Origin of the sequence: Roseimicrobium sp. ORNL1, from assembly GCF_011044495.1 — a bacterium.
Classification (GTDB): Bacteria; Verrucomicrobiota; Verrucomicrobiia; order Verrucomicrobiales; family Verrucomicrobiaceae; genus Roseimicrobium.
Genome location: NZ_CP049143.1, coordinates 6,321,754 through 6,340,034, shown reverse-complemented (window position 1 = coordinate 6,340,034; position 18,281 = coordinate 6,321,754). Strand labels below are relative to the sequence as shown.

General features: G+C 60.3%; 13 protein-coding genes. 7 read left to right on the top strand and 6 right to left on the bottom strand.

The features are described 5' to 3' along the window. The first annotated feature begins 242 nt into the window (after positions 1 to 242). Positions 243 to 1,139, top strand: a complete 897-nt coding sequence (locus G5S37_RS25410) for a hypothetical protein (protein ID WP_165207898.1) — start codon at positions 243 to 245, stop codon at positions 1,137 to 1,139. 281 nt (positions 1,140 to 1,420) lie between these two features. On the opposite strand, the gene G5S37_RS25405 is transcribed toward G5S37_RS25410, so the two are convergent. From G5S37_RS25405 to nadC, 3 genes are read right to left on the bottom strand one after another with little or no spacing between them, the layout of a single operon-like run. Continuing rightward, a complete protein-coding gene (locus tag G5S37_RS25405) occupies positions 1,421 to 2,605 on the bottom strand; it encodes an ABC transporter permease (RefSeq protein ID WP_165207896.1) in 1,185 nt (394 codons plus the stop codon). Continuing rightward, positions 2,602 to 3,270, bottom strand: coding sequence for an ABC transporter ATP-binding protein (locus tag G5S37_RS25400; protein ID WP_165207894.1), 669 nt, complete (start codon positions 3,268 to 3,270; stop codon positions 2,602 to 2,604). Before G5S37_RS25400 ends, G5S37_RS25405 begins: the two co-directional genes overlap by 4 nt. Before the next feature lie 29 nt (positions 3,271 to 3,299). Further along, positions 3,300 to 4,151, bottom strand: coding sequence for a carboxylating nicotinate-nucleotide diphosphorylase (gene nadC, locus G5S37_RS25395; RefSeq protein ID WP_165207892.1), 852 nt, complete (start codon positions 4,149 to 4,151; stop codon positions 3,300 to 3,302). Positions 4,152 to 4,287: 136 nt separating this feature from the next. Here nadC and G5S37_RS25390 point away from each other — a divergent pair, with 136 nt between their 5' ends. Continuing rightward, positions 4,288 to 6,444 (top strand): transglycosylase domain-containing protein, encoded by a 2,157-nt coding sequence (locus tag G5S37_RS25390; protein WP_165207890.1) that lies wholly within the window; start codon positions 4,288 to 4,290, stop codon positions 6,442 to 6,444. Positions 6,445 to 6,508: 64 nt separating this feature from the next. Here the strand turns inward: G5S37_RS25390 and G5S37_RS25385 are convergent, their stop codons facing one another. Then, positions 6,509 to 7,102, bottom strand: a complete 594-nt coding sequence (locus G5S37_RS25385; protein ID WP_165207888.1) for a hypothetical protein — start codon at positions 7,100 to 7,102, stop codon at positions 6,509 to 6,511. 115 nt (positions 7,103 to 7,217) lie between these two features. Here G5S37_RS25385 and G5S37_RS25380 point away from each other — a divergent pair, with 115 nt between their 5' ends. From G5S37_RS25380 to G5S37_RS25365, 4 genes are all read left to right on the top strand, one after another. Continuing rightward, positions 7,218 to 8,405 (top strand): DUF4126 domain-containing protein, encoded by a 1,188-nt coding sequence (locus G5S37_RS25380; protein WP_165207886.1) that lies wholly within the window; start codon positions 7,218 to 7,220, stop codon positions 8,403 to 8,405. A 514-nt stretch (positions 8,406 to 8,919) separates the two neighbouring features. Then, complete coding sequence (locus tag G5S37_RS25375; protein ID WP_206026139.1) at positions 8,920 to 9,675, top strand: phosphodiester glycosidase family protein; 756 nt, start codon at positions 8,920 to 8,922, stop codon at positions 9,673 to 9,675. 122 nt (positions 9,676 to 9,797) lie between these two features. Beyond that, positions 9,798 to 10,931 (top strand): glycosyltransferase family 1 protein, encoded by a 1,134-nt coding sequence (locus G5S37_RS25370; RefSeq protein WP_165207882.1) that lies wholly within the window; start codon positions 9,798 to 9,800, stop codon positions 10,929 to 10,931. Positions 10,932 to 10,978: 47 nt separating this feature from the next. Continuing rightward, positions 10,979 to 11,884 carry a UDP-2,3-diacylglucosamine diphosphatase gene (locus tag G5S37_RS25365; protein ID WP_165207880.1) on the top strand — a complete coding sequence of 302 codons (906 nt, stop codon included), beginning with the start codon at positions 10,979 to 10,981 and terminating at the stop codon, positions 11,882 to 11,884. Between the two features lie 141 nt (positions 11,885 to 12,025). On the opposite strand, the gene G5S37_RS25360 is transcribed toward G5S37_RS25365, so the two are convergent. Beyond that, positions 12,026 to 12,520 (bottom strand): hypothetical protein, encoded by a 495-nt coding sequence (locus G5S37_RS25360; protein ID WP_165207878.1) that lies wholly within the window; start codon positions 12,518 to 12,520, stop codon positions 12,026 to 12,028. A 112-nt stretch (positions 12,521 to 12,632) separates the two neighbouring features. Between G5S37_RS25360 and G5S37_RS25355 the strand changes: the two genes are divergently transcribed. Then, on the top strand, positions 12,633 to 16,295 hold the full coding sequence (locus G5S37_RS25355; protein WP_165207876.1) for a PVC-type heme-binding CxxCH protein: 3,663 nt from the start codon (positions 12,633 to 12,635) through the stop codon (positions 16,293 to 16,295). A 507-nt stretch (positions 16,296 to 16,802) separates the two neighbouring features. Here G5S37_RS25355 and G5S37_RS25350 read toward each other — a convergent pair. Next, entirely contained in the window at positions 16,803 to 18,272 is a 1,470-nt protein-coding gene (locus tag G5S37_RS25350) for a DUF1501 domain-containing protein (RefSeq protein ID WP_165207874.1), read from the bottom strand. Positions 18,273 to 18,281 lie beyond the last annotated feature (9 nt).

Here is an 18,281-nt window from a genome sequence, read left to right as displayed (position 1 = left end):
TAATCAGGGCAGGGAAAAGGTGGGCAATAGCATGGGCATGGCAAATGCACCGTCAAGCGGCTTTTCCGACCGCAACAAATCCCTCAAAGCAAGGAAATAGCAGGAACCGTGCAAGATCTCGCCCCCACATTGGCAGGTGGCCGTATGGTTCTGTCAGGCCATTCGTTGCTGGAATTTCTAAATGACCGCGTTTAAGGTTTCTAAACGGTTTTCCCTCCGCCAGCCAGCCAGTTTTTCCGCTCATGCGCCTTTCGTCCTCCGCCCTCTGCCGCGCGCTTCTGCTTCCGGTTCTCATTTTTTCCCTCGGCATCACCGCAGGGGCGCAGGAAAAAACCGGCAAGCCTGCCAAGTCTAAAGAGACCAAAGAAGCCAAGGAGGGCAAGCCCAAGGTCCCGGAAGGACTTGTGGGTGACGAGCACGTGCGTGAGGAGTTCGGCGTCAACGACTTCACCACGCCGAGCATCCGGAAGGTGTTTGATTCCCTCGATGCCCTGGGCACGCTGCCCTACGACCAGCTCAAGCGCCCCATTTCAGACAAGGCCCCCACCGACCGTGTGCTCCTGGCCCTCGGCCTCGGCACCCTGATTGGCGACGGCTTCCTCGTCGTGCAGTGCGAGAAGATCGAGGAAATGGAAAACGTGGGCCGTGCCATCCTGAAATACGCCAAGGCCCTCGGCGCCGGTCTGCGGATCAACAAGCACAGCCAGAGCCTGTTGGAAAACAGCCTTAAAGGGGACTGGGACAAGCTGCGTACCGAGCTGGCCTCCACCCAGGCGGATGTGGAGGGGGAAATGGTGCAGCTCCGTGATTCTGACGTGGCCCACCTGATTGCCCTCGGTGGCTGGCTGCGCGCCTTTGAAATCGCCACGGAAGCCGTGTCTGCGAACTATTCCGAGGACAAGAGCCGTGCGCTCGGCAGGTCGGACGTGGTGGAGTATTTCCTCAACAGCCTCGAGTCCTTGCACCCGGAAATTCAGGCCCAGCCTGCCATCCAGACGTTGCACGATGGTCTGGAGGCCATGGTTCCCATTCTCGACGTGCCTGAAGGCAAGGCCTTCACCTTGGATGAAGTGAAGGACCTGAAGGAAAAGGCCCACTTGCTCGCGAGCGTGGTGCAGCAGGAATTGCCGAAGAAGTAGGGTGCGAAAACCGGGCTCAGCGAGACGAACTTTCCCGTGGTGCTGCCGCAGGCCCAAGGAACGGGAACGCCTCGTTCCCGTCAGCGGGTACTACGTCTTGTGATGTTGCATGCCGCATAGCGCTTGTGGATTCTTGAGACATGGGTTGGTAGTTCAAAGTCCTGAACCCTGTCACGCATGGGAACGAGGCGTTCCCACTCCTTGGGCCTATGCCATGTCATTGCGGAATGGATGCTCAACCGCATGAACCATTCTGAGAGCGCGGTCATCTTGCGCTTCGCTCACTGCACCCCAGCCCGCACCAGCACCGCACCGTAGTGCTGCATGAGCCACAGGGTGGCGGCCACGATGGCGAGTGATGCCGTACTCACGAGCAGGATCTCGCAGGTCTTCACCAGCGCGATGGTGCCGCGGCTGATGCCGATGTCTTCCAGTGTGCTGAATTCCCTGCGGCGCAGCCGGAACGAAAGGGCGAAGACGAGAATCACGATTAGCACCACCGCCGTGCCGAGCACCAGAAGCAGCACCAGGGCAAAACGCTCCGCCTGCACCAGCGTGGCCAGCAGGGCATCCATCTCCTGGGGTGGCTGCACGAGCTGGAGCGTGTCTTCCTTGTTCTGAAACTTGCCTAGTAGCAGCGCCTGCGCCTTCGCATCCCGGGGCACGACCAGCACCCCGGTCAGCGGGAACGTGTCCGAGTCTCCGTGGAAGTGGAAGCCACCGATGTTGGCATCGGTGACTTCGGCATACATGCGCACCGCCTTGCTGCCTACCACGTTGCCGTCCTGCTTTTCCTGAATCTGCGCCGTGTCCACGGTCTTCACCAGATCCTCGTGGCCGTGGGCGATGCCTTCGATGAGCCACGCGGTCTTCACATCCACGAAGATGGCCTGGTCATCCGCGCTATGATTTTCGGCGAGGATGCCGGTGACTCGCATCTTCAGCGGATACACGCCCGCCAGATCGAAGACCTGCTCCGGTGAGGACATGACGGAACTGCCGGGCTTCAGGTTTCTTTTCCTCGCCACCTCTGCGCCCACTACGCAGTCACCCAGGCGACCCAGCGTGTGGCCCTCGGCGAGCTTCAGCCCGCGAAAGTCGAAGTAGTCCAGCGAGGTCCCCACGATGGGACTCTCCTGCGAATGAAACTGCACGAGCAGCGGAATGGCTTCCCCCAGTCCGATGTCGCGTATCACGCGGGTGCTTTTCACCGGGATGGTATCCACCCCCTGCCGGCGGAAGTAGAGTGCATTCAGCGTGAGCTCCAGCGCGCTTCCTTTGGCGCCGAGCACCAGGGGCGTGGCCTGCGCCCGTGCGCGCCACTCTGCCTGGGCCATGCGCAGCAAGGTGCGCACCGCGAGCGGCAGGGCCAATGTGAGCCCGAGCGCCAAGGCCAGCAGCAGTGTGCGCACGCGATGGTGCACCACATACTGCCATGCCAGGTGAAGACTGCCGGACAGGCTCATGACGTCCATGCCTCCACACTGACGGTGCGATCCAGCGAAGACATGAGTCCTGCATCATGAGACACCATGATGAGTGCGGCCTGCTTCTCCCTCACATGGTGTATCAGGAGATCCATCACCACCGAGCCACGTTTCGGGTCGAGCGCGGAGGTAGGTTCATCCGCCAGCACCAGCTTGGGCTCATGCACCAGCGCGCGAGCCACCGCCACACGCTGGCGTTCCCCTTGGGAAAGCTCTCCTGCGAGGTGCTGCCAGTGCCGCTTGAGATCCAGTTGTTCCACGAGTTCCTTCGCGCGTTCTTCATGGGCAGGTTTGAGTTCGCCCGCCAGTCGCAGGGGTAGCAGCACATTGTCCCGCACGCTCAGGTAGTCGAGCAGGGCGAAGTCCTGAAACACGAGCCCCATCTGCTGCCGGCGCAGGGCACGGCGGTTCGAGGGCGCTGCCTGTGTCATTTCCTGCGACTGCAACGTCAGCGTTCCATTCTGAATAGGCAGGATGCCTGCGAGCAGCTTCAGAAGCGTCGTCTTGCCGGTGCCGCTGGGTCCGCTCAGGGCCACCGTCTCGCCTTCTGCCACGCTCAACTCCGGCACGCGCAGCCTGAACCCGCCGGAAGGGTAGGAGAATTGCAGGTCGCGCGCGTGAAGCATGCCCGGATGAAACATCATGCCGCCAACACGGCAAGCGAAGGTGAGGCCTAGGAAAGCTCCAGCGACAGATCCACCGAGCGCACCGAGTGCGTGAGTGCGCCGGACGAGATGTAATCCACCCCGGTGGCGGCAATTTCGGCGATGCGCTCCAGGGTGACGCCCCCGCTGGCCTCCAGCTCCACCTTGCCCTTCACGAGTTCCACCGCTTCCCGCATGGTTTCCGTGCCCATGTTGTCCAGGAGGATGACATCCAGCCCGCGCAGCGAGAGGAAACGCTTCACCTGATCCAGTGTGTCTGCCTCCAGTTCCACGCGCATGCCGGGATGGTCCTTCTTCACCGCATCAATGGCGGCCTGAAGATCGGCTTGGGCATCGTCGGCGAGGAGGTGGTTGTCCTTCACCATGGCCATGTCGTAGAGCCCCATGCGGTGATTCGTCCCGCCGCCGGCGGCCACGGCCTGCTTTTCCAGTAAGCGCCAGCCGGGCGTGGTCTTCCGGGTATCCAGGATCTTCGTGGCATGGGGTTTCACCGCCTCGACGTAGCGGCGGGTCTGGGTGGCCACGCCGCAGAGGCGCTGCAGGAAATTCAGCGCAGTGCGTTCCGCCGTGAGGATGCTCCGGGTGGGGCCGGCGATTTGCAGCAGGGTGTCTCCTTTGCCGAAGGGTTCGCTGTCATTCTTTGCGACCCGGACGGAAAGCAGTGGGTCCACCTGGCGGAAGACCTCGGCAGCGACCTCGATGCCGGCGGTGACCCCGTCCTCCTTGGCGAAGATGCGGGCGCTGGCGGTGGCCTCCTCCGGCACGAAGTACTTGGAGGTCACGTCCCCAGGACCCACGTCCTCCATGAGGGCGAGCTGAATCAGGGTGACAACGGAGAGCGGGAGTTGCGTGTCTGACATGGTGGGGTGAAATTGCGCACGTTTGGCGGTTTCACCGCGATTTCATCATGAATTCGCGCAGCATTCTCATGATTTCCATTCTGTCGCACCAAATGAGGCTCTGACAAGCTCCTCTCCGACGCTGCGCCCCCCACCCATGTCCGACCTGCCCCTTCCCTCTACCCCGCGACCCCGCCGTCGCGGGTTGCGCATCCTGACCACGCTGGTGCTCATGCTCTTCTTCATGGGGCTGGCGGGGCTGGCTGTGGGGATCATCATCTACGGGAATCTGGCGAAGCAGTATGATCTGGCCAAGCTGGGGGAAATGAAAGAGCGCTCCGTGGTGCTCGATGCGAAGGGTCGCGAGCTGGGGAAACTCCACGGGGAGAACCGCGTGGTGGTGCCGCTGTCCCAAGTCTCGAAGCATTTCATCGATGCCCTCCTGGCGCGTGAGGACACCCGTTTCTACGACCACGGTGGCGTGGACTATGTGGGCGTGGCGCGCGCCGCGGTGCGGAATTTCAAGGACAAGAAAACGGTGCAGGGCGCGAGCACCATCACCATGCAGCTCGCGCGCAACAGCTTCGACGGGCTCAACGAAAAGACCCTGAACCGCAAGCTGGTGGAAGTGATGCTGGCGCGCCGCATCGAGGCGGAGAAGACCAAGGACGAAATCCTCGAGCTGTATGTGAACCGCATCTTCTTCGGCAGCGGGCTGTATGGCATCGAGCGCGCGTCGAAGGCCTACTTTGGCAAGAGCGCCTCCCAGCTCACCGCAGGGGAGGGAGCCATGCTCGCGGGCATCATCCGCAGTCCCAATCGTTTTTCGCCGTTCCGGAACTGGAAGGGCGCGCTCGCCGAGCGTGACGATGTGCTGAACCGCATGGTGGCGAAGGAAATGATCACCCAGGCGGATGCCGATGCCGCGAAGAAAGAGGAGATCGCTGTGGTCGCCCAGCCGATCATCAGCAATCAGGACAACTACGCCATGGAGGCGGTGCGCCGTGATTTGGAACTGATTCTTGAGGAGTCGGAGATCGAAGACGGCGGCCTCATTGTGCACACCACGCTGGATCTGGATTTGCAGAAGGCGGCAGAGGAGTCCCTGGAGAAGCGTCTGACGGAAGTGGAAAAGCAGAAGGGATACACACACCCCACGAAGGCGCAGTTCGATGCGGCATGGGACGGCGTGAGTGAGCCTCCCAAGACACCCTACCTGCAAGGGGCCGTGCTCATGCTCAACAACCGCACTGGCGGCATTCTCGCGGTGGTGGGTGGTCGCAGCTATCCGCAGAGCCGGTTCAATCGCGCGCTGCAGGGGAACAGGCCCATAGGCTCCACCATCAAGCCCTTCATCTATGCGACCGCGTTCATGCACGGCCTGCTGCCCGGTTCCCTCGTGGAAGATGCACCCATGCGTGAGGGCGAACTCAAAGATTCTGACGGCTACTGGAGCCCGGGCAATGCGGACGGAAAATTCCTCGGTCTCCAACCTGCCTCGGTGGGACTCATCCGCAGTCGCAATGCCATGACCGTGCGTGTGGGAAATTTCGCCGGGCTCGACAGTGTGCTCATGACGCTGCGTGATACGGGCCTGGGCGAGCCGGAAATCCGCACTCCGCAGATCTTCATTGGAAACATGGGCACTAGCCTGAAGTCACTCACGAGTGCCACGAGTGTGTTCCCCAACAACGGCATCCGCCGTCGCCCCTTCCTCATCTCCAGCATCACGGACGCTTCGGGAGAAGTCGTCTACTCCACGCCGGTGTTGGAAAGCGAAGGCCTGCCTGCCTCCGCCGCGCTCGTGACCGAGCGTCTGATGGAAAAGGTGATGAACGAAGGCACCGGTGCTCCGGCGCGGAAGGAATACGGCTTCAAGGAAAAGGCCGGCGGCAAGACGGGCACGACCAATGACTACAAGGACGCGTGGTTCGTCGGTTTCACCAGCGAAGTTACCACGGGCGTGTGGGTGGGCCTGGATCAGCCGGACACCATCATCCCTGGTGGCTATGGCGGGAAACTCGCCCTGCCCATCTGGGCGGACAGCATGAACGCCGCCGTGGCCAGTGGATATAAGCAGGAGGTGCAGAAGGCTGAGCCCGTTCTTGCACGCGTGAATCTCTGCCGCCTCACCGGCCTGCTCGCCACGGAAGGCTGCCGTGCCGCTGGTCACGCCTATGCCGATGACCTGCCTCCCGAGATGGTCCCTCCCGGTTATTGCAACGCCCACGGAGCCGGTGTCGTGGTGGAGCGTCGTCAGGGGGACAGCAAGCCGGGCTTTTTGAAGCGGGTGTTTGGTGGGTTGTTCCGGTAGGCAGGATGTGTGATCGAATGGAGAAAATGGGCGCCGATCGCTGTATCGGGTGTAGTGATTAGATTCAATCTTGCGTATTTATGGAATCCATCAGCCATGGGTTGCCAGTGTCATACATCCAGCCGACGTCTCCCAAGACAGTGGTCAAAGACCATGCGTAGTAAAAGCTCTCTCCACAAATCTCTGCATCAAGCCTCCTCTTGAATGACTCATTTGGCAGGATTACAATCACCTGTGCAGGGGAAAACTCCAACACCTCTATTGGGATCCGCCATTCACGTTCCCAGGTGAAGTCGATTGGAGGAGTACATTCCAGTTCAAGCCGAACATGACGCCATTGAATTTCAGGCGGTAAAAGACTGAACTCGCTATCGGGCTGATAAATTACCGGCCGTCCTCCGATTGAGAAAATGTAATTTTTCTGGAATAGAATTCCAAATGGCGAGTACCGCGAAAAACCCTGCGTGTTGACTAGCCCAGAACTCAACGCGCCCAGAGGTGTCTCTGAAAAACAAACGCAGCGATGGCCTCCTCGAATGAATTTGCTCCCGCCAACTAAGCGTTGTTCCCAAAGTATTTTCCTCAAGGTTTCATACGCATCTTCCTCGCTTTCCCCTTTGGTGAAGTGCACAAGGCTCTCGCTGAGGTCTACACGCATTGAAGAGAATGATTGCTCTTAAAGACAGCGCGTCAAGCCTACCTGCTCAGGAGGCTTGATTGAACAAGCTGAGTACACGCCAAGTCTATTGCCTTGGCATTTCATCTCCTCTCCCATGCACATTCTTGATCAACTTGGCGTGGCGCTCGGGCTGGCGACGCTGGCCGGGGTTAATTTGTACCTCACGGTCTTCCTCACAGGACTGGCGGTGCGGTTCAATTGGCTGCACCTGGCGGAGCAGCATCAGGCTCTACAAGAGCTGGGGCACCCCGTGGTGCTCATTGTGGCCGGACTTCTTTTTGCCATGGAGTTTCTGGCGGACAAGGTCCCCTGGGTCGATTCGATGTGGGACAGCGTGCATACGTTCATCCGACCCGTGGGTGGCGTGCTGTTGAGTTTGCAGGCCGTGGGGGACATGCCGGTTTGGATGCAGGTGGCGGCAGCTTTGGTCGCGGGTGGTGCCTCGCTCACCACGCACACGGCGAAGGCGGGGACGCGGCTCGCGGTGAATCATTCTCCAGAACCGGTGAGCAATATCACCCTCAGTGTGGCGGAGGATGCCGGGGTGGCCGGCGGCGTGGCGCTCACCTTGATGCATCCCGCCGTGGCGCTGGCCGTCTTTGCTGCTCTGCTCGTGGTGCTGTGGCTGCTGCTGCCAAGGCTGTGGCGCACCTCGAAGACCACCATGTGGCTCATGTGGCAGAAGGTGAAGTTGCCGGCCAAGCGTCTCCTTTCCAACGAGACCGTGGAACTCAAGCAGGTGGTGAACAATCCGCTTCGTGATCTGCTCCGCATTCACGGCAATGTGGAAGAGGCGCAGGTGCAAGTGGCGGTGCGCTGCCTGAGCGCGCGCTGCAAGGGCGTGGCTGGTCTGAAAACGAATCTCGATGGCGTGCTGGTGCTGACCTCCAATCCCAACGCAGGGTGGTTTGCAGCCACCAAGGGCATGCGGGATCGTCTTTTTTCATTGCCGCTGGCGGATGTTTCCGTGCGTGTGGATCCAAGATTCCTCAGTGAGAACCTCATCCTCGAAGGCTCCGCGATGCGTGCGGTATTTCGCTTTCGTCGCGGACAGAGCGATCTGGTGGAAGCGGTTGTTACAAGACTGAATGAGATGGTGACGACGCGTGAGAGTGAGAAGGTGGCACAGGTGGATGCGCAAAAATCAACGGAGGAAGCGATAACGGCGAAGACGGAAGAGCCGGTGCTGAAGGAAGAAGACAAGGAAGTCGAAAATGTGGAAACGCGTCCTGAGGAAGAGCAGGAGCGGCATGGGAAGGTGATTGAGATTCCGGCGACTTGAAAGGTCGTATCCATATCGCGATGCGAAGCTGCGAAAACCTCCTCTCATGACTTGGGAATCTGTTCTCCCACCGCCGTGGTTGCCAAATCCTCCCGCTTCCGAGGATTTATTGAGGAGGCTCACCAACTGGGCCACCCTTCCACTGCCAGATGACTATCTGGCTCTTCTGCGGTGGGCGAACGGAGGAGAGGGGCCAGTAGGGGATGTGTATTTCTCGATTTGGCCCTGTGAAAGTGTGAGCAACCTCAACGAAGGATATGGAATTCAGACTCACCTTCCGGAGGTGATCGCGATCGGAGATGACAGCGCCCACTTCTACGCTCTCAGGTTTGGAGGGGGGCAGGCTGAAGTAATCCGATTTCCTATGGGCTTTGTTCACTCTTCCGTTATAGATTCTTCGCCAAGGCCAACGTTGGCTGCGATGTTCGGGGCTCTCATCAAGGGCGAATTGTACTAATGGTTTTCAGCCCAAGCGCAGTACGACAAAAACTACAGCCACGATTTCACGCCGCATATGCTCCCTCGTTGGATTGTCACACTTCTCGGAATTGCCTCCACGGCAACAGCCACGTTGAAAGCCTCCGAGAAGGTTGAGTTCCAAGGCGCGCTTTATCACGTGCATCGCATTGATAAAGACAAACTGAATACGCTCGAACTCCGCTGGCTCGGAAAAGACGGCCAGCCACTCCGCGACTTTGAAGGACTGCGCAAAGAACTCGCAAGCGAAGGCAAAGAGATCGCCTTCGCCACGAACGCGGGCATCTACGAAAACGGTCCCAAGCCCTGCGGTCTGACCATCTGCGCCGGGAAGGAACTGGTGCCGCTCAGCCTGAAGGATGCAGAAGGGAATTTCTACCTCAAGCCTAACGGCGTCTTCTACGTGGATGATACCACGGGCGCCAGCGTCATGGAGTCCGTCGAGTACAGTCGCAGCGGATTAAAGCCACGCCTTGCCACCCAGAGTGGGCCCATACTTATGCGCAAGGGCGTGCTGCATCCCGCCTTCAACGTGAACTCACCGAACAAACGCCTGCGCAGCGCCGTGGGTGTGAATGCCTCCACTGGACAGGTCATCTTCGTGATGAATGATCGCGACGACCGCACGAAGGGCCGCGTGACGTTTCACCAGCTCTGCCAGTTCTTCCTCCACCTCGGATGTAAGGACGCATTGTTTCTCGATGGAGACATTTCGGACATGCTGGTAGACCCTGACAAAGATGCCAAATTGACTCCGAACACCTTTGCGGCGATGTTCGTCGTGCCTAGGTGACAATCGCAAGATATGGCGTTGCCGGGATTGGTTTATGCCCATATCTTGCGAGGTGACGATAACGTCACCACCTGCAGATGTTCAGGTGCGCATGAGGAAAGTATGATGGGAGGGCCAGACTGATGAAGTTCATGCTCGTATCCGACACGTTCCCGCCGGACATCAACGGGGTGGCGCGCACACTGCAAACATTGTCGCGCGGCCTCGCAAAACGCGGGCACGAAGTCCATGTCATCACCACAAGCGAAGGTGCCAGGGACGAGAACAAGAAGTATGGCGTGAAGGTGCAGGCCGTGGGCGCCATGCCGCTGCCGGGGTATGACGGGGTGCGGCTCGGCTTTGCCTCGAGGAATTATTTCGCCCGCCACATCGAGTCTCTGCGACCGGATGCCATGTATGTGGCTGTGGAAACCATCATGGGCTGCAACGCCATCCGGGCCGCCAAGCTCCACGGCGTGCGGGTGGTCTCGGGGTTCCACACGAATTTCCACACCTATTCACAAGACTATCGCGTCCCCATTCTGAAGAACGCCGCCTCGGGGTACCTGAGGTGGCTGCACAATTGCACAGCCAGGACGCTCACCCCGAGTGAAAGCACCGCTGCGCAGCTCCGGAAGTTGGGCATCGACAATGTGGGTGTGCTGGGCCGCGGGGTGGATACCGACCTTTTCAATCCGGATCGGCGGGATGAATCCCTGCGCCGCTCCTGGGGTGTGGATGGCAGTACGCCTGTGGCTTTGTTCGTGGGTCGCGTCGCTGCCGAGAAAAATTTGCCGCTTACGGTGAAGGCCTTCCAGCGCATCCAGGCGAAGCATCCCGGTGCGAAGTGTGTCTTCGTCGGGGATGGTCCGAAGGCGGCTTCCTTGATGGAGGCGCATCCCGAATTCATTTTTGCCGGCGCGCGCAGGGGTGAGGACCTGGCCTCCCATTATGCCAGCGCGGATATCTTTGTGTTTCCAAGCCTGACGGAGACGTTTGGCAATGTGCTCACCGAGGCGCTGGCCTCCGGCCTGAGCACGGTGAGTTTTGATTATGCCGCCGCGAATCAGCATGTGCGGCATGGGGACAACGGCCACACGGCCGCATTTGGTGACGAATCCGCGTTCCTTGCCGCCACCGACGCCGCCCTGGCGCACTGGCAGGATGTGGATCTGCGCAATGCCGCAGCCCGCACCGCGGAGAAGCTTTCATGGAACGCCATTGTCGAACAGTTCGAACAGGAACTGGCAGGCACGGCTTTTGCATTCGCTTCCTAGACTGTGCCCGGCATCCAACTCCCCAACTCTCACTCCCCCACAACGCCATGGCCCGTAAACGCAAACTCCGATTCAAGACGATCTTCATCTCTGACGTGCACCTCGGCGCCCCCGAGTGCAAGGCGGCCCAGGCCAGCCACTTCCTTCGCAATTCCATCTGCGAAAAGCTCGTGATGAACGGCGACATTATCGACGCGTGGGCCCTCCAGCGCGGTGGCAAGTGGACCAAGCCACACACCCACTTCGTGCGCACGGTGCTGCGCAAGATGGAGAAGGAGAACATCGAGGTCATCTACACGCGTGGAAATCACGACGACGTGCTGGAGCGCTTCCTGCCCATCGTGTTCGACAACCTGCAGATCGTGCAGGAGCACATCCATGAGTCCCCGCATGGCAACTACCTCGTGGTGCATGGCGACGGCTTTGACCACGTGACCACAAATCACAAGTGGATGGCCCAGCTCGGCTCGGTGGGTTACAACTCCCTGCTGAAACTGAACCGCGCCTACAACGCCTGGCGTCACTGGCGCGGCAAGGAACCCTTCTCCTTCGCCAAGTGGGTGAAAGCCAAGGTGAAGGGCGCCGTGAGCTTCGTGGGTAAATTCGAAGAGCAGCTCCAGGAGCTTGCCAAGAGCAAGGGCTGCGCTGGCATCATCTGCGGCCACATCCACACCCCGGCGGACAAGAAGGTGGGCGACGTCCACTACATCAACTCCGGTGACTGGGTGGAGTCCATGACCGCCATCGTGGAGCATCTGGACCGCACCTTCGAGGTCATCACCTATGAAGATTGGTGCCGCCGCTCCAACCGCGAGCCCAAGGGCATCCTCCTTAACGCTCCCTCCGCCGAGCCGGACGAGACCGATGACGACGTCCATCCCGTGCGCGTGCCTGCGAGCGCCACTGCTGCGCCTGCTCCCGCTCCCGCCACGGCAGAAACGGCCACGGTGTAGCTGAGGTTCAAGAGCCCTGGGAGCGCTGGCCTCCGGCCGGCGTATCCCGCCCTTCCATGTGAAGGGCGCGATTGTTCAAGGAGCGGCACTAGCCTTAGTGCCGTGGTTGGTAATGGTGGGTGCGGAGCCGCTTCTTGCAACTCACGCCGCCTCCCGCTTCGTCACCGTGAGCCGGCCGAAGCGTTCCCGCGAGAACGTGAACTTCTCCCTCGTGGCCTGACCCTTTGCCGCGCTGCCGTATTCCACGCTCAGCATCAGGAGCCACGGTTGGGACACCAGCTTCAGCACGCGGAAGATGGGCTCCTTTCGCGTCCGCAGAAAGCAGTACAGCGGCAGGTGGTCGTGATCCGCATTCCACAGCCAGTGGGCCAGCGGGAAGTCTGCCACCTCGGACAGGGCGATGAATGCCTCCCGCACCACATGCTCCCCATGGGCGCGTGCCAGGCGTGCTGCGGCCTGTCGATTTCGCAGGGTTTCAATCCAGGCCGCTACGGGATTTTGGTGCACCTCTTCCATTTCCTCGATCAGCGCGAGGGCATGTTCGCGCATGGAGGCACGGAATTCCTCCTTCGTGATTTCACCACGATCGAGAGCACGGTAGAGTTGGCGTGGGGTGGGGGTTGAGGTTGAGGTCACGGGCTTCACACTGTACTACGCCCGCGCCCCCGGGTGCAAGACCCTGAAAATGTGTTCCTGTCCGTGGCAAAAAGCTCCCCGGACGGACCGTTTTCACCACCCCCGATTTCCCATGAGACTCCATCTGCTCACTTCCTTCACCAGCGCCCTGCTCCTGCTCGGCAGCGTATTCCCTGTTCACGCGGCGCCTGTGCCCCTTTTCGACGGCAAAACGCTCGAAGGCTGGGACGGCAATACAAGTGTATGGCGCGTGGAGAATGGCGTCATCGTGGGCGGCTCCCTGGAGGGCAATCCGCAGAACGAATTCCTCGCCGCGAAGAAGACCTACAAGAATTTCCGCCTGAAGTTCGAGTACAAACTGGTGGGCACGGAGGGTTTTGTGAATGGCGGCGTGCAGTTCCGCAGCAAGCGCATCCCGAGTCCGCCGAATGAAATGAGCGGCTACCAGGCCGACATCGGCGCGGGCTATACCGGCTTCCTCTACGACGAATCCCGCCGCAAGAAAATGCTGGCCGAGGGGGACAAGGCCAAAATCGCCGAGTTCGAGAAGCCGGGCGATTGGAACACCTACGAAATCCGCGCCGAGGGTCCGCGCATCTTGCTGACTGTGAATGGCCGTCAGACGGTCGATTATTCCGAGCCGGACGGCAGCATCGAGAAGGAGGGCCTTATCGCCCTGCAAATCCACGGCAAGTGCAAGGCCGTTGTCTCCTACCGGAACATCACGATTGAGGAACTCGCGGGCGATGTGGTACCTGAGCAGTCGGTCATCATGCAGCGCTTCGGCGACCCCGCGATGGCTGGCACTGCGCCCGAGGCGTTCAAGGATGGGAAGTTCGAACTGAAGGACAACGAGGTACTGGTGCTCACGGGCCAGACGAATTTCGTGCGCGAGCAGAAGACCGCGAACCTGGAGGGCTGGCTGACGTCTGCGTTTGCCGAAAAAAAGCCCCGATTTCGCTCCATGGCCTGGGAAGGCGACACGGTCTATGAGCAGTGGCGCGACTTGAACTTCGGCTCCTGGACCTCGCAGCTTGAGTCTGCGGGTGCGACCACGGTGATTGCGCAGTTCGGCCAGGTGGAAGCGTTTGATGGCGCGGCGAAGGTGCCTGCGTTCACGGCGGCGTATCACAAGCTGCTGGATGAATTCGCCGCACGCACGCATCGCGTCGTGCTGGTGTCTCCCATGCCCTTTGAGAAGCCGCTCGCTTCGCATGCGCCGGACCTCACGAAGCGTAATGCGGACGTGAAGGCCTATGCTGATGCCGTGCGTGCCATCGCGAAGCAGCGTGGCGCCGTGTATGTGGATCTCTTCACGCCCCTCAGCGAGCGCTCGGCGACGGAACCGCGACTCACGGACAATGGCCTTCACCTCAATCCGGAAGGCTTGCGTGTGGTGGCTTCGCTGATTGCGAAGGAACTCGGCGCTGGCACCCAGCCCGCCACGGACAACGAAGTGCTACGCACGGCCATTGTTGAAAAGAACCGCCTCTTCTTTGACTGCTGGCGTCCGGCGAACTGGTCCTTTGTGTATGGCGATCGTGTGGCCCAGTTGTTTGGCAAGTCGGGTGGCGATGTGCCTACGCTGCGAGAGAGCTTCGAGCATCACAAGCCACTCATTGCCGCGCTGGATGCGCGCATCCATTCCATGGCGCGTGGTGAAGCCCCCACGGAAGTCATTCCGAAGAGTCCGGGTTATACGGCAATGCCGGACAGCCCTGAGTTCACGCCGGACGCGGAGAAGGCCACCTTCACGATGATGGACGGTTATGAGGCCACGCTTTTCGCCTCGGAGAAAAATGATCTCGTGAAGCCCACGCAGATGGCGTGGGATGAAAAAGGTCGTCTCTACGTGGCCTGCTCACCGACGTATCCCCACATCCTTGCCGGATGGAAACCGGGTGACTTCATCCTCATCTGCGAAGACACGGATCACGATGGCAAGGTCGACAAGACCACGCGTTTCGCCGAAGGCCTCACCATGGTGCAAGGCGTCGAGCCCGGCGCGGGTGGTGTGTATGTGTGCGACTTCGATGAGCTCGTTCATCTCAAGGACACCGATGGCGACGGCAAGGCAGACCAGCGCACGGTCATCTACTCCGGCTTCGGGGTGGGGGACACACACCAGCTGGTGAACTCCATCACCCATGGTCCCGATGGCAGCCTGTGGTTCACGCAGGGGTTGCATGCCTTCTCCCGTGTGGAAACACCCTGGGGCCTTTCCCGTCTCGACAAGGCCGGTGTATGGCGCTTGAACCCGCGCACGATGCGCATGGACGCTTTCTTCAACGGTGGCAAAGCCGGCCACAATTGCTGGGGCGTGGCGTTCGACGACTACAATCAAATCTTCCACAAGTCCGGCGACCGTCCCGATGGCTACTACACCACGCCTGGGACCATTCGCGTACAGGACCCGGATCAATACCACGGCATCGGCTCGCTCTTCAAAACGAACCCGAAGACAACGGCACTGGACATCATCGGCACGAAGGCACTGCCGGATGACGTGCAGGGCTACGCCGTGATCGGCGGTTACTTCGGCAATGTGATGGAGTTCCACAAATTCATCGATGACGGCGCTGGTTTCGTCACCGAGCAGCTTCCGAAGCTGCTGAAGTCCACCTCCACCGCCTTCCGTCCTGTGGATGTGAGCGTGGGTCCGGATGGCGCCATCTATGTGGCGGATTGGTACAATCCGATCATTGGCCACTATCAGGCCAGCTATGCCGACCCGCGCCGCGACCGCACGCGTGGCCGCATCTGGCGCATCACCTACAAAGGACGCGAACCGGTGAAACAGCCGAATCTCGCAGCGATGAAGACGCCGGAACTGCTGGAGCAACTGCGCTCGCCGGAGCGCTGGACGCGCTACCAGGCCAAGCGTCTTCTCTTTGACCTGCCCACTGAGGAAGTGACGAAGGCCACCGATGCCTGGGTGGAAACACTGAATGCTGCCGACAAGGGTTATGAGCATTTGTTGCTGGAAGTTATTGGTGTGTATGAGTCGCACGAATCCGTGCGCCTCAAGATGCTGGAAAAGCTTCTTACGGCGAAGGATGCACGCGTGCGTGCTTATGGAGCCCGTGTGGTTGGCGCGTGGGCGGACCGTCTTCCCGACCCTCTTGGGTTGCTCACCAAATGCGTGCGCGACGAGAACCCTCGTGTGCGTTTGGAGGCCATCGTCGCGCTCAGCTATGTGGAAAAGCCCGAGGCGGTGGAGGTCGCCGCACTCGCGTTGGATTCGCCGCGGGATCGCTTCATCGATTATTCACTCGCCCAGTGTGTGCGTGCTCTGAAGCCCCAGTGGGCCAAGCCGCTCGCGGAGAAGAAGCTCGACTTCGGTGGCAATGCCACGCACGTGGCCTTCGTCCACAAGATCGCGGACGCCGCTCCTGTGCAGGAGCATCCCGGCAAGCTCATCTATGATGCCCTCTGCCTGAACTGCCACCAACCCGATGGCAATGGCCTGCCCGGCATCTATCCTCCGCTGCGGAACAGCGAGTGGGTCACAGGTGACAAGGACGCGATCATCAAGATGATCATGCACGGGCTGATGGGTCCCATCACCGTGGCTGGCCAGGAATATGGCCGCGCCACTCCCATCCCGATGCCGCCGAGTGGTCTGAATGATCAGCAGATCGCCGAGGTGCTCACCTACATCCGCAAGGAACATGGCAAAGGTGCTTCTGCTGTCTCTACCGCCGAAGTGGAAGCCATTCGTGGAAAGCACAAGGACCGCACGGCGCTGTGGACCTTGGATGAACTGAAGAAGTAGGAGCGAACCTTTGCAGCCCTGGGAGCGCTGGCCTCCGGCCGGCTTGGAGTGAGTCGTGATTTCGCATGTCGTGATGCATATCACAGCCATCGATTTTGAGTGCTGAAGAAGGCTCCAGCACTCGAATTTCCGAGCCTCTTTGTTCTGTAGTGCCCTCAGCGAGAGAAGCGCTGCGTATCAATACACAGCGTCCCGCGTTGCGCATGTGCGTCGGGATGAGGAAATGGAGCGATAGACGCGACTGATTTGGACGTTGTGACGCGAAGCGTCCTTGGACTGCGCGCAGCCCTGCTGCCGCTTTCCTGAAGTGCAGCCCTGCTGCACACTCCACCGCGACGAAGTCGCCAAGCTTTTTTGGGAAACGTGGCCCTGCGAGCGAGTGTCACCATCGCCACAGCAGGCTGTGGACTCTGGAAAGCGGCAGCAGGGCTGCACGCAGTCCAAGGTGGCTTCGCCACACAAGTTTTCCCATGGGGAGGTCGTGATGTCAGGAAAATGCAATGCAGCTTACGCAAACAACTGCGTCACCGCCTTCGCCTTCACGAGTTCGCGAGGCTGATTGAGGTGGTTGTGCACAATCGTTTCCGGATCGATGCCGAAGGAGTGATAAATCGTTGCGAGCAGCTCGGCGGGGTGCACCGGGTTCTCCGCGGGAGCGGAGGCGGTCTTGTCCGACTTGCCGTGGATGTAACCACGTTTGATGCCGGCGCCGGCCACGATGCTGGTGTAGCAGTAGGGCCAGTGGTCGCGACCGTCGGCGCTGTTGCCGTTGCCGCTGGTGCTCACGCCCTTCTCGGGGCTGCGGCCGAATTCACCGATGGCCACCACGAGCGTTTCATCGAGCAGGCCACGGCTGTCCATGTCTGCGAAGAAGGCGCTCAGGCCGGAGTCCAGCATGGGACCCGAACGGGTCTTCATGCGGTCCGTGAGACCCACGTGGTGGTCCCATGAATGGTTGTCGGAGTTCGCGACCTTGGGCCAGATGACTTCCACTACGCGCGTGCCGGCTTCCACCAGGCGACGGGCGAGCAGGAGGCTTTGACCAAAGGTATTGCGGCCATAGGCATCGCGCAGGGCTTCGGGTTCCTGGCTCAAGGCAAAGGCATCACGGGCACGGCCGCTGGCGATGAGATTGAGCGCGCGGCTGTAGTAATCATCCAGGCTCATGTCCTTCACCGCAGCTTCGATGACGGGCATCTGGTCGTTGATGAGGTTGCGCAGCTTGGCACGGCGCTGGAGGCGCACGGAGAAAAGGTCAGGGCGGAGCTGCAGGTCATCGATCTTGATGCGGCTCATCTTCTCCATGTCCATGTCATCACCGTCCGGATAAAGAGTGTAGGGATCGTAGCTCTTGCCCAGGAAGCCGGCGGTACCGCCTTTGCCAATCACGTTCGACTCCTGCAGCGGACGCGGCAGCATCACGAAGGGAAGCATCGGCTCGTCCATGGGACGGAGACGGATGATGTTCGAGCCGAAATTCGGATAGTCCTTCGCGTTCGGCGGCTCGAGCTGGCCGGAGGGAGACACCTTGTCCGTGGTGTATCCGGTCATGATTTGATAGATGGCCGCCGTGTGGTTGAAGAGACCATTCGGCGTGTAGCTCATCGAATTGATCATGGTGAACTTGTCGTTCACCTTCGCGAGTTTCGGCAGGATCTCCGTGAAGTTGTGGCCGGGAATCTTCGTCGGGATGGACTTGAAAGCGCTGCGCACCTTGTCCGGCACATTCTCCTTGGGGTCCCAGAGGTCGATGTGGCTCGGACCACCCTGCAGGTAGATCATCACCATGTTCTTCGCCTTGCCCCAGCCGGGGGAGCCCGCGGAGGCGCTGCCCGCAGCGGCTGCCTGGGCACGGAAGATGTTATTCAAGGTGAGACCAATCATGCCCGCGCCACCGACGCGCAGGAAGTCACGTCGTGTGCTGCCGAGGTGCGAGTCGCACAGGTCTTTAGCGAGGTGTCCGGGTAGTCTGAACATGAGCTTTGT

What these genes read in the sequence shown, in the direction of transcription:
- G5S37_RS25410 (WP_165207898.1), top strand. Translation starts at nt 243, where the DNA reads ATGCGCCTTTCGTCCTCCGCCCTCTGCCGCGCGCTTCTGCTTCCGGTT.
- G5S37_RS25405 (WP_165207896.1), bottom strand. Translation starts at nt 2,605, where the DNA reads ATGAGCCTGTCCGGCAGTCTTCACCTGGCATGGCAGTATGTGGTGCAC.
- G5S37_RS25400 (WP_165207894.1), bottom strand. Translation starts at nt 3,270, where the DNA reads ATGATGTTTCATCCGGGCATGCTTCACGCGCGCGACCTGCAATTCTCC.
- nadC (WP_165207892.1), bottom strand. Translation starts at nt 4,151, where the DNA reads ATGTCAGACACGCAACTCCCGCTCTCCGTTGTCACCCTGATTCAGCTC.
- G5S37_RS25390 (WP_165207890.1), top strand. Translation starts at nt 4,288, where the DNA reads ATGTCCGACCTGCCCCTTCCCTCTACCCCGCGACCCCGCCGTCGCGGG.
- G5S37_RS25385 (WP_165207888.1), bottom strand. Translation starts at nt 7,102, where the DNA reads ATGCGTGTAGACCTCAGCGAGAGCCTTGTGCACTTCACCAAAGGGGAA.
- G5S37_RS25380 (WP_165207886.1), top strand. Translation starts at nt 7,218, where the DNA reads ATGCACATTCTTGATCAACTTGGCGTGGCGCTCGGGCTGGCGACGCTG.
- G5S37_RS25375 (WP_206026139.1), top strand. Translation starts at nt 8,920, where the DNA reads ATGCTCCCTCGTTGGATTGTCACACTTCTCGGAATTGCCTCCACGGCA.
- G5S37_RS25370 (WP_165207882.1), top strand. Translation starts at nt 9,798, where the DNA reads ATGAAGTTCATGCTCGTATCCGACACGTTCCCGCCGGACATCAACGGG.
- G5S37_RS25365 (WP_165207880.1), top strand. Translation starts at nt 10,979, where the DNA reads ATGGCCCGTAAACGCAAACTCCGATTCAAGACGATCTTCATCTCTGAC.
- G5S37_RS25355 (WP_165207876.1), top strand. Translation starts at nt 12,633, where the DNA reads ATGAGACTCCATCTGCTCACTTCCTTCACCAGCGCCCTGCTCCTGCTC.
- G5S37_RS25350 (WP_165207874.1), bottom strand. Translation starts at nt 18,272, where the DNA reads ATGTTCAGACTACCCGGACACCTCGCTAAAGACCTGTGCGACTCGCAC.